Origin of the sequence: Roseomonas aerilata DSM 19363, assembly GCF_000711725.1 — a bacterium.
GTDB classification, from domain to species: domain Bacteria; phylum Pseudomonadota; class Alphaproteobacteria; order Acetobacterales; family Acetobacteraceae; genus Roseomonas; species Roseomonas aerilata.
This window is the reverse complement of sequence record NZ_JONP01000068.1, coordinates 1-14,299: the sequence shown is the minus strand read 5'-3', so window position 1 is coordinate 14,299 and position 14,299 is coordinate 1. Positions and strand designations below refer to the sequence as shown.

The following is a 14,299-nucleotide window of genomic DNA, read 5'->3' as shown; positions in this document are numbered from 1 at the left end:
TTCAGCATGGACCAGATGGTCATCAGCGACACCGGTGCCACGCCGCGCTCGATCAGGGCCGCCCGGATCTCGGCCAGGGTGATCCCCTTTCGGCTGGCCGTCAGCTCCCGCAGGAACGCCTCCTGACCTGCCAGCAACGGCTTGCGGTACCCGCCGATCTTGGCCGGTGCCGTGCTGCCGGTCTGGCGCACCCGCCGCACCAGCTTGATCGCCGCCGAGGCACTGACGGCGAACCGGGCTGCTGCCTCCCGTGCCGAGGCGCCCTCCTCAACAGCCCGAACCAGGCGCTTGCGCAGGTCCTGCGACAGGGGTGCCGTCATCACCTGCCTCGCTGCTTCATCAACAGCGTCGAATCAGAACCCGCGAGTCCGTGCAAGCCTGAAGTGCTCTAGCTTTAGGGCAATGTCGTGGATGGTCCGGAACAGCAGCCGCCGGGCGAAGCGCCGGAACCACCAGTACACCGTCTGCCAGCGTCCGAAATGCACCGGCAGCATCCGCCAGCCGCAGCCCGCGCGGGCCAGGTAGCGGATTGCGTTCAGCATTTCCCGCATGTCCGCGCTCGGCGGCCTGCCGCGCCCTTCCAGAGGCAGCAGCAGCGGCTGCACCGCAGCCCATTCCTCGTCCGTCAGATCAGTCGGATAGCGCCGCCGACGCTCAAACGCCGCCTGTCGCGCTCGGTGCTCCTTGGTCCACATCCCGCCCATTTGGGCCGGGCCAGAGCCCAAACCATCGCCGATCGCGCATTCTCAAACGGGGTCTGAGCGAGGTGCTTGTTCATCTCGAACATGGTCACCTTCTCCTCACCCATCACTGCTGCAAGATCCCTGGGATGGGTTGCTCCCGGCGGAGTAGGCGCGGATTGTCCGGCTGCTTGTAGAGCGTGTGACGGTGACCAGCGCGCCGTCCAATCGACATTCCTCACGGTACAGGTGCCCTTGGCCCTACGTCGGCGGCTAGGCCGGAGAATGGTGGTCACGCCAGAAGGGATGGCAAGCGCCACGGGCCCGCCTCAGACAGACCTCTGGTCTAGGTCGGAGCCGATGCCGCGCTGGCGAGGCCGCCGAGATAAGCGGCCCTGACTTCCGGATTACTCCAGAGATCGGTGGGGTTGCCGCTGACCAGGAGAGAGCCGGTCTCGAGGACATAGCCCCGATCCGCGACGGACAGTGCCATATGCGCGTTCTGCTCGACCAGCAGAACGGTCGTACCGAGACTTCGAATTGAGGCGATGATCCGGAAGACCTGCTGCACGATGAGTGGGGCGAGGCCGAGGCTGGGCTCGTCGAGCAGGAGCATGCGCGGCTTCGCCATCATGCCGCGCGCTACGGCCACCATCTGGAGCTGCCCGCCAGAAAGCGTCCACCCCAGCGCGTGCTCCAGGCGGCGAAGGTCGGGGAAGAAATCGAACATGCCGTCGGCATCCGCCTCGAGCTGCCGGCGCGGAACGCCCCGGCGGTTGCTGCCACCGAGGAGGATGTTCTCTCGCACTGTCAGACCCGGAAAGACGCGGCGGCCTTCCGGGACATGCGCGATGCCGAGCCGCACGATAGCTTCGGGCTTGAGGCCGATGAGGGACTGCCCGGCAAAGGTGAGGGAACCCGCCAGGTTCGGCACGAGGCCGCTGATGGAACGGAGCGTGGTGCTCTTTCCCGCGCCGTTGCTGCCCAGCAGCGCCACGATCTCGCCCTCGCCGACCGTGAGGTCCAGGCCCTTGAGCACATCCGCCGCACCGTACCGGGCGCGCAGGCCCGACAGTTCAAGCAACGGCATTCTCGCGCGGCTCCCCTAGATAGGCGGCGATCACGTCCGGATTGGTCAGCACCTCGCGCGGGGTGCCGTCCGCGATGCGGCGGCCGAAGTTCAGGACCGTGATGTGGTCCGCCACCTGCTCCACGAGGTTCATGTCGTGGTCCACAATGAGAATGGTGAGGCCGTGGCCCTTCAGCCGCCGCAACAGCAGGCCGAGCTCGTGCTTCTCCGTCATGTTGAGGCCCGCCGCCGGCTCGTCCAGCAGCAGCACATGGGGGTTGCCCGCCAGGGCGCGCGCGATCTCCACGTAGCGCTGGTGGCCGTAGGAAAGTGTCCCGACCAGGCGGTTTGCGTCGGCCCGCAGGCCCACGAAGTCGAGCGCAGCCAGGGCGCGGGACACAACGAGAACTGGTTGTTCCGCGATATCGTTGCCCGGGCGTTCCGCGCCGATCATCACGTTTTCCAGCACGGTCATGCCGCGGAACACGCGGATGTTCTGGAAGGTGCGCGCGAGGCCCCGCCGCGTGCGTTCATGGGCGGGCGCTGCCGTGAGATCCTGCCCGGCGAGTTGGATCGTGCCGGCGGTGGGACGGTACAGGCCGGTCGCGACGTTGATGAAGGTGGTCTTGCCGGATCCGTTCGGCCCGATCAGCGCGTGCACGGCGCCACGGCGCACCGTCAGATCCACGCCGTCCAGCGCCTTGAGCCCTCCGAAGTGCTTGGCCAGCCCGGTAATGACGAGCGCGGCCTCCGAGGAGGTGGCGCCGGTCTGGCTGAGCAGCGGAAGCGGCGGCACCGCGCCTTCGATCGGCGTCGCGCGGCGGAGCCGGTTCGCGACGAAGCCCCAGAGCCCGTCGGGCAGGAAGACCATAATGAGGATGACGGCCGCGCCATAAACGGCGAGATAGATGTTCCGGAGGAAACGCAGCCACTCCGGCAGTAGCACCAGCAGCGTGGTGCCGAGCAGCGCGCCGAAGGGCGACTGTACGCCGCCGAGAAGCGCCATGGTGAGCAGCACAATGCTTTCGCCGAAGGCGAACTGGTCGGGGCTGATATAGGAGAAGGCGCCCGCGAAGAGGCCGCCGCCGAGGCCCCCGAGCAGGGCGCTGATGGCGAAGGCGAGGACCTTGGTGCGGAAGACGTCGATGCCGCAGGTGCTGGCGGCGATCTCGTTGTCGCGAACCGCCTGCATGGCGCGGCCGAGCCGGCTCGTCTTCAAGCGCCAGGCATACCAGGTGACGGCCATGAGCGTGACGAGGCAGAGGGCGAGGTAGCGATCGCCACGATCGAGCTCAAGTCCGGGCAGGGAGGGGCGCGGGATGGACTTCACACCGTCCGGCCCGTGGGTGAGGCTGATCCAGTTGGTCAGCACGAGGGTGACGATCTGCTGGAAGCTGATCGTCACCATCGCGAGGTAATGGCCGCCTAGGCGAAGGCTGGCGAGGCCGAGCGCGACCCCGAAGCTGGTGGCGACTGCGATGCCGAGCAGGAGAGACACGAAGAAGGGGAGGTGGAAGTCCGCCGTGCCCAAGCCGACCCCGTAGGCGCCAAGGCCGAAAAAGGCGGCCTGGGCAAGAGAGATCTGCCCGCAGTAACCGAGCACCACGACGAGCCCCGCGACCCCGATCGCGTAGGTCGCCGCCTGCATCACGATGTTGAGGATGTAGCCCGAGGTGGGAGCGAAGGTGGAGGCGGCCACCACCGCCGCGACGGCGAGCGCGAGGCCGGGCAGGCCACGCCAGGTATCGGCTGCCGGTGCCGCGGGCGCGACGGCGCTGGCCTGGGCCGTCGTGCTCATGCCTTCTCCGAGATTTTTTCGCCGAACAGCCCCTGGGGCCGGACCAGCAGGAACAGGAGAAGAAGGGCGAAGGCGATCGCATCCTTGTAAGGCACGGAGATGAAGGCGGCCCCGAAGGTTTCCACTACGCCGAGCGCGAGCCCACCCAGGATGGCGCCGGGAATGTTGCCGAAGCCGCCGATGATGTTCGCGGCAAAGGCCTTCAGCGAGATCAGCGCACCCATGCCCACCGACACGAAGAGGATGGGCGCCACGAGCACCCCCGCAATGCCGCCCAGCGCCGCGCTATAGCTGAAGGTGATCAGCACCATAACGGCCACGGGGATGCCGAGCAGGCTTGCCATCTCCTTGTCCTGGCTGGTCGCCTGCAGCTTCTTGCCGAGCAGCGTCCTCTCGAAGATGAGGAACTGCAGCAACACCAACAGGGCCGTGATCACGATGATGGCGATGTATTGGCTGTCCATGAAGACCCCGCCCAGCTCCAGGCCCGGGCTGTCGAAGAGCGCCGGCAGGACCTCGGGGCTGGGCCCGTAGGTCGCGAGCACGATGTTGGACAGGAAGATGCTGGCGCCGATGGTGCTGATGATCACCGGCAACTGGCCTCGGTGGCGCAGCGGCCAGTAGGTGGCACCGGCGAAGAGCACGCCGAAGGCGGCCATGGCGGCGATCGCCAGCGGCACGGAGAGAAGATAGGGCAGGCCGAGCGCGCCCGAGAGGATCACCATCAGGTAGGCACCGAGCATGCTGAACTCGCCTTGGGCGAAGTTCACCACATTGGCCGCGCGGATCAGCAGGACGAAGCCGAGCGCCACCAGCGCGTAGATCGCGCCGATGCCGAGGCCGGTGAAAAGAAGCTGCGGGACGAGCTCAAGCATGACTCCCTCCCCGCACGGCGCAGGGGAGGGCCGCCTCCACGCCGTTCATTCCTGAATGTCGATCCGGCGGATGAAGACGATCTTGCCCGCGTCGTTCCTAACGATGTTATAGCCGCGAAGGCCGTCCCCGTTGGCGTCGAAGTTGTACTCCCCCTCCGCCCCCGCATAGCCGCGGATGCCGAGAAGGGCAGTGCGGATCTTGTCCGGCTCCGTGCTGCCGGCGGTGTTGATGGCCAGGGCCAGCAGGTTCACGGCGTCGAAGGTCCAGGAGGACTGGTTGTCGGCAGCTTTGCGGTGGGCCGCCTCGTAGCGCTGCGCGAAGTCCTTGCTGGCGGGTGTGGCGTCCACAGCGAAATCGGCGACGCCGTAGGTGCCGTGCAGCGCCGGCCCTGCAAGACTGAGCGCGGTGGTGTTGGTGATGGAAGGCGAGCCAACCCAGGGAATGCGGACGCCGAGCTGGCGCACCTGCCGGGCGAAGATGCCGAGGTCGTTCTCGAAGGTGAAGTAGCTGCCGAGGATATCCGCGCCCGATTGCCGCACGGCCAGCACCACGGCGGTGTAGTCGGATGCCTGGTTGGTGTAGCCCTGCATCAGCACGGGCGTGATGCCCTTAGCTTTGAGCGCTTCCTCAAGCGCCTTGGCGCCGTTGCTGCCGAAGGCGTCGGTTGAATAGACGACGGCCCATTTCTGCTTCTTGAGGTCGGTCACGCCGTATTCGGCGATCACCTTGCCGGAATAGCTGTCGTTGGGGCGGCAACGGAAGAGCCAGGGATTGCCCATGCGGGTCAGAGTTGGCGACGTGCCGCCGATCATCATGGGCTTGCCGATCTTCAGCACGTCCGGCGCCATGGCGTCCACCTGCGTGCTGCGGATCGAGCCGATGAACGCCGCGATGTCGCGCTGCGCGGAAAGGCGGCTAAAGGCGAGCACGGCACCGGGGTTGGTGGTCTGGTCGTCCTCCACGACCAGTTCCATCGGGCGGCCGAGGACACCCTTCTCGTTCACCTGAGCGAGCGCGAGGCGGGCGCCGTTGAGCTGAAAGCTGCCGGCCTCCGCGGCGGGCCCCGTTGAGGGAAAGACGCAGCCGATCCGGATCGGATCCGCGGCGAGGGCGATGTGCGGGGCGGCAAGCAGGGCCGTGGACCCGAGCGCAAGCCGGCGCCGGCTGATCACGAAAGCGTTCAACGTTCCATCCTCCTGCCACAGTTCTGCCGACTGTGATCGACGGAAGTTCAACATAGCGCCTTGTGGATCGCAAGCGAGTCCGTGGCCGCCGTGCCCAGGCGTTCACGGGCGCGCCATGCTGCGCTGCGGCTAGAGAGAGCGTGGCACTGGCGCCGGGACTGCCTTCGCTTCATTCTGGCACAAACCAACAAGCGCCACCCACCTTGCGCTCTGGGTCGCGCCGAACTGAGTCGGAAACCCGAACATGCTGGTCGCGACCGCTAAGCCCGCCGTCATCTGCCTCAACCCCTCAGACAACGTCGCGGTCGCCGTGCGCAGCATGGAGGCCGGAGCGCCCTTGGGCATAAGGGGCACGGCGGCGCGCACCCAAGTGCCGCACGGTCACAAGGTGGCCGTCGCCGCGATCGCGCCGGGTGAGGAGGTGATCAAGTATGGGCAGGTGATCGGCCGCGCGACGCAGGCCATCGCAGCTGGCGAGCATGTGCACCTCCACAACATGGCCATGCACGAAGGCGCACTCGTTCACGAGTTCTGCGCCGATGCCCGGCCGACGCCGCTCCTTCCGGAGGCAGAGCGGCGTCGTTTCCAAGGCTTCTTGCGGAGCGACGGGCAGGTGGGGACGCGGAACTACATCGGGGTGATCACCTCGGTGAACTGCTCGGCCACTGTCGCGCGCGCGGTGGCGGACCGCATGAACCGGAGCGGCGAACTCGCGCAGTACCCGAACGTGGACGGCATCGTGGCGCTGACACACGAAGGGGGCTGCGCCCTGGCTATGCGGGGGGAGGGCTATCTTTATCTCACGCGAACGCTGGCGGGCTATGCGCGCAACCCGAACTTCGCGGGCATCCTGATGCTGGGCCTGGGCTGCGAGACAAATCAGATCGCTCCTTTGCTGGAGATGCACGGGCTGGAGGAAGGACCGTTGCTGCGCAGCATGACCATCCAGGCTGAAGGAGGTACGCGGCGGACGATCGAGGCGGCCTCGGCGGCGATCCGCGAGATGCTGCCCGCGGCCGACGTGGCGCGGCGGAGCGCGCAGCCGCTTTCGGGGCTGAAGCTGGCCCTCCAATGCGGCGGCTCGGATGGCTATTCGGGCATCTCGGCCAACCCTGCCCTGGGCCATGCGGCGGACCTATTGGTTCGCCACGGCAGCACGGCAGTGCTGAGCGAGACGCCCGAGATCTACGGAGCCGAGCACCTGCTCACGCGGCGGGCCGCGACACCCGAGGTGGCGCGCAAGCTGCTGGAGCGGATCGATTGGTGGCGCGACTATACCGCCCGTAACGGGGCGGAGCTGAACAATAATCCCTCGCATGGTAACAAGGCGGGCGGGCTGACCACCATTCTGGAAAAATCGCTCGGCGCGGTCGCCAAGGGCGGGTCGATGCCGATGGAGGCGGTGTTCGAGTATGCGGAGCCCATCGATCGAAGTGGGTTCGTGTTCATGGACACGCCCGGCTATGACCCGGCGGCCGTTACGGGGCAGGTGGCCGGCGGTTGCAACGTGATCTGCTTTACCACCGGCCGCGGCTCCGTTTCCGGCTTCAAGCCCGCGCCTTGCATCAAGATTGCCACCAACAGTGACATGGCCGTCCGCATGGACGAGGACATGGACATCGACTGCGGCGGCATCGTCACAGGAAGCGAGACGATCGAGGAAGCGGGTCAGCGTATTTTCGAGATTGTGGTGGCGGTCGCCTCGGGCGAGAGGACGTTTAGCGAGGAGTTTGACTACGGGCACAACGAATTCGTCCCGTGGCATATCGGCGCGGTGACCTAAGCGTCGGGCTTCGCAGGAAGCTGTGAGACACAGGCATGTCGGCACGGCACGGGAAGGAGAGAAGTCATGAACATCATGCGGGTGGTGTCGCGACCCTCTGGCAGGGGACGGCCTGCGTACTTCACCAGTGCCGTGCCCATCGATCCCCTGTTCCAGGCGTCGGAGCCCGCGCCGAAGGCGTGACCACGCTACAAGGCAACGGCGCAGGGTAAAGTCGCAACCCTTCTTCACTGTGGCTCGTAGGCTGCGACAAGGTGCGCCCGTTTGGAGGGGGATACTTCGGCGGCGATCTTCTAGGCTCAGGCCCTGGTAGTTGGGGCTTGCTGCTGATCTGGATGGCTGACTCCATGGTGGCCGGAGGTGCTGCCATGGCTGATCTGTTCTGGCTGACGAGGGCGGAGATCCGGCGGATCGCGCCCTTCTTCCCGCTCTCCCATGGGGTGCCCCGCGTCGACGATCATCGGGTGGTCGGTGGCATCATCCACATGGTTCGCAATCGGCTGTAAGGGCGCGCCGCTCCGGCGGCCTACGGTCCTCACAAAGCCCTGTACAGCCGCTACGTGCGCTTGAGCCGCCTCGGCGTGTTCAACCGCATCTTTGCCGGGCTCGCGGGCCGCGCAGGCGGGCCCGAGCGCCTGATGACCGATGCCACCCGCCTCAAGGCGCACCGGACGGCCGCAAGCCTGCTCAAGAAGGGGCTCTTCCTCGCGGTTGTACTCGTCGATAATGACTGATTGCTGGTGACGCGGCCGTGACTGCTGGCCTTGAAACATGCCCTACGAATGAGAGGCTCAATTAATGCGTCCGGAGGGGTTGGGTTCCTTCAGCCATTCCATGAGCGGACAAGCGCTCAGCTCCTCCCCCATCCTCTAACCCAAATCTCGCTTGGCTTTGCTCGCGAGCGGAGCAAATGAGTAACGAAGCGAGGCAACTTGCTCCCACTTACCCTGCCGGCTCTCGGCAGGGCTTCGGGTCGTAGGACCCGGCTGATCGGGTCCGATTCAGGGACCTGACGATGACGAAGCCGCTCTCCCCCACCCAGGCGCAGATCCTCAGCTCGGCCGCCCAGCACCCGGCAGGGCTGGCCGAGGCCCCCCCGAACCTGCCCACTGCCGCCCGGAATGCGGTGTTCCAGAGCATGCTGAAAGCTGGGCTGCTGGAGGAGGTCGCCAATCCAGGCGGCAACCCAGCGAGGGTCTTGCGGATCACCACAGCCGGGCTGACGGCGGCCGGTGAGCCGCGCACGGCAGAGTTGGTCGGAGAGGCTGCTCAAGTGGCGCAGGAGGTCAGGGCGAGAGACAAGACCCGCGCGGCCGCGCCGGAGGCCCAGGTGCTGCCCGTTTCACCCGCTGCCCAGCCACAGCCTCGCAGCACGCTGCGAGACGCAGCAACTGCCCTGCTGGTGGCTTGGGACGCGGGGGAGGGCAGGCCTGACCTGCCGGGGGCGGTCGAGGCCCTGCGCGCCGCCCTGAGCCGTGCAGGGGCAACCCGCTCTAGCTGTGACCCCTCCGCCCCGCGTCGTCCGCGTGAGGGCACGAAGCAGGCGTCGGTCCTCACCCTCCTGCGCCAGTCCGAGGGCGCCACCATCGCCCAGGTCATGGAGGCGACCGGCTGGGCGCAGCACACCGTCCGCGGCTTCCTGGCCGGTCTGAAGAAGAGGGGCCACACAGTCGAGGTGCTGGAGCGCGTGCGGCAGGTCGGGGCAGGGGCTCAGGGAGCGAAGGGCAGCTACAGCGTCTACCGCATCGCCGCCGGGGTGCAGGGCTGATGGTCGCGCCTCGCCGCCCCACTACCCAGGCTCGTTACGCGGTGGCGGTGTACCGGGTGTCCACGGCCGAGCAGGGGCACTTCGGCCTTGGATTGGAGGCGCAGCAGGCCAGCGTCCGAGCCTTTGTCGAGCGGGAGGGCTGGACGCTGGTTGCCGAGCACCAGGACATCGCCTCGGGCAAGGACGATCGCAGACCAGGGTTCCAGGCGGCGCTCACCCGGTGCCGGCAACTTGGGGCGGTGCTCGTCGCAGCAAGGCTCGATCGGATCACTCGCCGGGCGCACACCCTCTCGGGGCTGCTGGAGGAGGGGATCTCCATCCGGGCCGCCGACATGCCGAGCGCCGACGACCTGATGATGCGGGTCTATGCGGCCATGGCGCAGAGGGAGCGGGAGCTCATCTCGGAGCGCACGCGGGTGGCACTGGCGGCGGCGCGGGCACGTGGGGCAGTGCTGGGCGCGGATTGGGGCTGGAGGCCGCCAATACCGCCGTGTACGGCTACGGCAGCAACGCGCCGGGCGGAGCAGGCTGTCCGAACTGCCCATCGGGTCGCGCTGGAGCTGGAAGCGCTCCGGGCTATGGGGATTACCACGCACCAGGGCTTGGCGCGGGCGCTGACGGACAGAGGCGTGCCAACGCCGCGGGGAGGAGCAGGTTGGACGCATACGACTGTGGCGCGGGTCATTGAACGGCTCGGTCGTAGCTGCCGGTAGGATCAGTCAAAGGGCGCAATTGGCATGACGCTTCGAGGACACGGCGAGTGAGTTCGATGCCTGGGTGGATGATGCTGCCCGATGATGCGCTAGCTGGGGAGGAAAGGCTCGCTCAGGCTCGACAGCCCGCCGGGACAGGTGGAGGCTCCGGGCGCTCATCATGGAGGCCTGACTTGTCCAAGCCGCGCGTCGCCATCCTCGGTCTTCACCTGGAGGTGAATGCCTTCGCGCCGCTGACAACCCGGCGGGACTTCGAGCAGCTCTCCTGGGCTGAGGGTGAAGCGATCACCGAGGGCGGGCGGGCCGGGGTGACGGGGCTGCCCGCGGAGGTTCCGGGCTTCTACGGGCGCATGGACGCGACGGGGGAGTGGGCGCCGGTGCCGCTGATTGTAATCGCGGCGCCACCCGGCGGGATGATGGAGCCGGGGCTGTTCCCGGAGTTCCTCTCCATCGCGCGGCGGCGACTGGAGGCTGCGGGACCGGTGGATGCCGTCTATGTCGGCTCGCATGGTGCCAGCCGGTCCGTGGAGGAGGCGGACACGGACGGGGCTGTCCTGGCAATGCTGCGGGAGGTGGTGGGGACGGAGGTGCCAGTCGTGGGCACGCTGGACCTGCACTGCAACGTGTCCGACCGGCAGGCGGAGCTGGCGGACCTGCTGATCACCTACCGGACCAACGCGCATGTGGACATGCGCGAGCGGGCGGCGGATGCGGCAGATGCCATTCGCGCGCGACTGGCGGGCATGGGTCGGCCGGAGACGCATTTCATCCGGCTGCCGATGGTGGCGCCGAGCGTGACGCTGCTGACGAGCGGGGACCTGCCCTATGCGCGGGCGATGCGGGAAGCGGCGCGGCTCCGGGCGGCGGATCTGGACCTGTTGGAGATCTCGGTGACGGGCGGGTTCGTCTATTCCGACATCCCGAAATGCGGGCTCTGCGTCTGGGCCTCGGCGCGGCCGGGGCAGGGAGCGAAGGCGCGGTCGGCGGCGGAGGCCATCGCACGGGGACTTTGGGAGGAGCGCGAGCGGTTCCGGATGAATCTCGTCTCTATCAAGGAGGCGGTGAAGGAGGCGGTGGTAACGGGAGAGGATGCGTCCCGGCCGCGAATGATCCTGGCCGATGTCGCGGACAATCCCGGGGGCGGCGGGGGCGGGAACACCTCGGCCATTCTGGCGGCGCTGCACGGGGCGGGGGCGAAAGGCGTCGTGCTCGGGGTCTTTGTCGATCCGGCGCTGGCGGCGGAGATGCATGCGGCGGGGGAGGGGGCGCGGATCGAGGCGGTGTTCAACCGCGTGCCCGCGTCGTTCGCGGAGACTTTCGCGGCGCGGGCCGTCGTGCGGCGGGTGTCGGACGGGCACGGCGTGGGGCGGCGCGGGACAAACGCGGGGCGGGCCTTCGACCTGGGGCCGGCGGGGCTGCTGGAACTGGAAGGGAGCGGGATGCTGGTCGTCGTCGGGTCGCTGCGGCGGCAGTGGCACGAGCCGGCCATGGCGGAGATGATGGGCGTGGACCTGGGGGCGATGCGCTGCATCGTCGTAAAGTCGCGCGGGCATTTCCGCGCGGGGTTCGACCAACTAGCGACGGATGATCGCATCCTGGAGGTGGACGGGCCGGGGATGGTGAGCCCAATGCTGTCGCGCGCGCCCTTTTCCGGGCTGAAGCGGCCGGTCTACCCGCTGGATCTGGAGACGCGCTGGGACGAGTGACGGGCGGTAGAGGACCGGTGCGCTGCCGCAGGCCGGTGGCCGGGCCCGGGTTCGAGAAGAACATTTCATCCAGCACGACGAGGAAGCGAACGCTCCCGAGGAGGCATACCGCCCTCGCCGCAGCCCCTTGCCGCCCTCCACTAGCGAAACGCCTGGTAGCTGGTCAGTCTTCCCGATCAGGGCTGTCGTGCCACCCGTAACGTCCAGCATGAACTGTTAGACGCTCGCCACGGATCGGGTTGGGTCGCCTTCAGCATGGCGGGTCCTGGCCGAGAGCGGAATGGCTGCTTTCGGGTCCCAAGCAGATGAAAGCGGCCGCTGCCGCTTTGAACTCTGGCGGCCGGGTTCGACCCCTTCACCACATTGCCGTCCGCAGGCACAAAGTCAGGGACTAAACCAGAAGCACTCGTCGCGTGTCTTGAGTAAAGGCGGCGGCTCTGCGCCTAATACCAACCGCCTCAGACTTTGACCTGTGCCCAGGAGCGGCGCGTGATGGAGGCGATCTGCTCGGGCGTGTTCATCAGGGTGGACCAAGCGTGGCAGCAAGCATCGACGATGGCGTCGTAGCTGTCCCAGGCACGATGGCTGAGCAGGTTCTGGCGCAGGAACTCCCAGACGTTCTCAACCGGGTTCAACTCGGGCGCGTAGCGGGGCAGCGGCAGCAAGCTGATGTTCTCGGGAACGCTCAATCTGGGTGAGGTGTGCCGGCCGGGCCGTCGAGCACGAGGACGGCGTGCGCGCCCTTGCTCACGCCCCGGCTGATCTCGGCCAGGTGGATGTTCATCGCTTCCACGTTGACCTCGGGCAGCACGACAGCGGCGCCGACAGCGCGCTCGGGGCAGACCGCACCGAAGATCCAGGCCCAGTTGTACCGATGGTCGCGCACGGCACGCGGGCGCGTGCCCCGCTTGGCCCAGATGCGTGTCAGCGTGCCCTGCTGGCCCACACGGGCTTCGTCCATGAACCAGACCTCAAGAGGTGTACCAGGTGCAACCGCGCCGACGGCTTCCTTCACCCGATCAGGAAAGCCCCCTTAAAAGCCGCCTGCGCGGCGAGGTCGCTCTGCGGGTGCTGTGGCCGCACGGAAAGACGACGGAAGCGCAGCCTGGTCAGCAGCTTGCCAACCGTGCGCTCGTGCAAACTCACCCGGAACTTGCTGCTGATCCGCTCCTGCAGGTCGCGGCAGCGCCAGCGCACGACCCCATCCCGCTCCAGGTCCGGCCCTTCCTCAACCCACCGGGCCACCATCGCCTCCTGCTCGCTCGAGAGCCGTGGCGCCGGGCCCGGAGCACGGCGGTTCACCAGCCCGGCAAGCCCTTCATCGTTGTAGCGGTGCACCCAATCACGCAGCGTCTGACGGTCCATGCCGCAACTCCCAGCCGCGTCCTCGCGAGAGGCTCCTTCCAGCACCAGCGCAATCGCCAGCATCCGGCGTGCAGCATTCGCATCACGGCTCCGCGCCGCTGACTTCCGGAGCTCGGCCGCCGAACGATCCTGCCGCGTGATCGCCAACGCCATCTCAGCCTCCCAAACCAGCCGTCAGAGGAGCGAATCACAACCGCCGCGCGGGCGGGATCACATCCGAGTCAGTGGCCAAGGCAGTTGGTATAAGGTCGCTGTTGGGTGGTGGCTAGTCTGAGGGGGTGATTGCCCTCACACCGTCTTCCAGGACGTGGCGCCCTCGTTGTCATTGTTGGCGAAGAGCCTGGCGTAGCGGTCCTCTTGCTCATCCAGCCGAGGCTTCAGCGCAGTGCCCTTGACCATCCTGTCGAGCAACTGTCCGACCAGCCCGAGCGCGTCGACCTGGTCGTCGTGGCGACCGGCCGGGAAGGTCAGCAGCTCCGCCTCGATGGTCTGCCGCGAAGGTGCCGCCCGGGGCAGGTGCAGCCCATCCAGCGCCATGCGGCCGCGGATCGACTGCGCTCTGACGGCCTTGTCGCCGCGGGTAGGGAAGGCGTGCCTGGCCACATAGGCCTGCCGCTCCCGCATGCGGCGCTCCAGGAAGGGCCCCACACCCGCTCGGATCTGCCCCGTCTCCTCCGCCCAGCCGATCGGCCGCCACTGGCGCACCAGGTCGCAGAAGGCCTCGATCCACGCGTCCGCCGCGGTCTGACCGCGCCAGAGATCCAGCAGCCAAAGCCGGCCATTGGGATCCATGCCGACCACGACGTGCACGGTCCAGTCTCCGCCACCCGAGGTGACCGCGTAGTCCGAGCCGCCGTAGACCCGCAGCGTGGCTCGGTCCGGCAGGGTGTCGGCAGGGTGCAGCCACTCGGCGAGGAAGTAGTCGCCCGCGTCTGGGACGGGGCGCTGCTGGTAGAGCGCCGACCAGCTCCTTGTGCTCGCCTCGGCCGGCCATGGATCTTCTCTAGTTCGGCTCACCCTCCGGCTGCGCGATGAGCCTGCTAGAGCTTTTCCACCTTACTCGAACGCGTAGCCTGAGTTGACGAGGTAGTTCCGGCATTCAGTTGGGGTGAAGGTCTCGAGCAGGTGGCCGATGGTGGTCCAGAGGGCCTCTCGGGTGCGGGCCGTGGCTTTGCGGAGCAGCGCCTTCAGCTTGGCAAAGGCTTGCTCAATGGGGTTTAGGTCCGGACTGTAGGGCGGCAGGTAGAGGAGACTGGCGCCGGTGGCCCTGATCGCCTCGGACACACCGGCGACCTTGTGGGCGGGTAGGTTGTCGAGGACCACCACGTCGCCCTTGGACAGGACGGGCGCGAGGAAC

General features: G+C 67.5%; 10 protein-coding genes and 4 pseudogenes. 5 read left to right on the top strand and 9 right to left on the bottom strand.

The window, feature by feature from the left end:
* From BO39_RS27370 to BO39_RS27345, 6 genes and pseudogenes are all read right to left on the bottom strand, one after another.
* A pseudogene (locus BO39_RS27370) lies at positions 1-320 on the bottom strand (IS630 family transposase); the annotation flags it as partial.
* A 66-nt stretch (positions 321-386) separates the two neighbouring features.
* A pseudogene (locus BO39_RS30605) lies at positions 387-695 on the bottom strand (transposase); the annotation flags it as partial.
* Positions 696-1,026: 331 nt separating this feature from the next.
* The gene (locus BO39_RS27360) at positions 1,027-1,770 is read right to left on the bottom strand and encodes an ABC transporter ATP-binding protein (RefSeq protein ID WP_043839742.1); all 744 of its coding nucleotides are present in this window, start codon (positions 1,768-1,770) and stop codon (positions 1,027-1,029) included.
* Entirely contained in the window at positions 1,757-3,547 is a 1,791-nt protein-coding gene (locus BO39_RS27355) for a branched-chain amino acid ABC transporter ATP-binding protein/permease (protein WP_043839740.1), read from the bottom strand. The genes BO39_RS27360 and BO39_RS27355 overlap by 14 nt, the downstream gene beginning before the upstream one ends.
* Complete coding sequence (locus BO39_RS27350; RefSeq protein ID WP_043839738.1) at positions 3,544-4,422, bottom strand: branched-chain amino acid ABC transporter permease; 879 nt, start codon at positions 4,420-4,422, stop codon at positions 3,544-3,546. Before BO39_RS27350 ends, BO39_RS27355 begins: the two co-directional genes overlap by 4 nt.
* A 45-nt stretch (positions 4,423-4,467) precedes the next feature.
* Positions 4,468-5,607, bottom strand: coding sequence for an ABC transporter substrate-binding protein (locus BO39_RS27345; protein WP_211257589.1), 1,140 nt, complete (start codon positions 5,605-5,607; stop codon positions 4,468-4,470).
* Positions 5,608-5,851: 244 nt separating this feature from the next.
* On the opposite strand from BO39_RS27345, the gene BO39_RS27340 reads away from it, so the two are divergent.
* The 5 genes and pseudogenes from BO39_RS27340 (at position 5,852) to BO39_RS27320 (ending at position 11,577) form a co-directional block, all read left to right on the top strand.
* Positions 5,852-7,390 (top strand): UxaA family hydrolase, encoded by a 1,539-nt coding sequence (locus BO39_RS27340; protein WP_043839737.1) that lies wholly within the window; start codon positions 5,852-5,854, stop codon positions 7,388-7,390.
* 368 nt (positions 7,391-7,758) lie between these two features.
* Positions 7,759-8,085 (top strand): annotated as a pseudogene (locus tag BO39_RS34705) (transposase); the annotation flags it as partial.
* Between the two features lie 320 nt (positions 8,086-8,405).
* Entirely contained in the window at positions 8,406-9,158 is a 753-nt protein-coding gene (locus BO39_RS33255; RefSeq protein WP_052402916.1) for a DUF3489 domain-containing protein, read from the top strand.
* On the top strand, positions 9,158-9,871 hold the full coding sequence (locus BO39_RS27325; protein ID WP_084698600.1) for a recombinase family protein: 714 nt from the start codon (positions 9,158-9,160) through the stop codon (positions 9,869-9,871). The genes BO39_RS33255 and BO39_RS27325 overlap by 1 nt, the downstream gene beginning before the upstream one ends.
* Before the next feature lie 173 nt (positions 9,872-10,044).
* Complete coding sequence (locus BO39_RS27320) at positions 10,045-11,577, top strand: M81 family metallopeptidase (RefSeq protein ID WP_043839734.1); 1,533 nt, start codon at positions 10,045-10,047, stop codon at positions 11,575-11,577.
* Between the two features lie 458 nt (positions 11,578-12,035).
* On the opposite strand, the pseudogene BO39_RS31975 reads toward BO39_RS27320, so the two are convergent.
* The 3 genes and pseudogenes from BO39_RS31975 to BO39_RS27300 all read right to left on the bottom strand — a co-directional run.
* Positions 12,036-13,095: pseudogene (locus BO39_RS31975) on the bottom strand (IS630 family transposase).
* Positions 13,096-13,230: 135 nt separating this feature from the next.
* On the bottom strand, positions 13,231-13,959 hold the full coding sequence (gene terL, locus BO39_RS27305) for a phage terminase large subunit (protein ID WP_052402913.1): 729 nt from the start codon (positions 13,957-13,959) through the stop codon (positions 13,231-13,233).
* A gap of 39 nt (positions 13,960-13,998) precedes the next feature.
* Positions 13,999-14,299 (bottom strand): transposase (locus BO39_RS27300; RefSeq protein WP_043839732.1); only part of this gene is annotated, 301 nt, incomplete at its 5' end.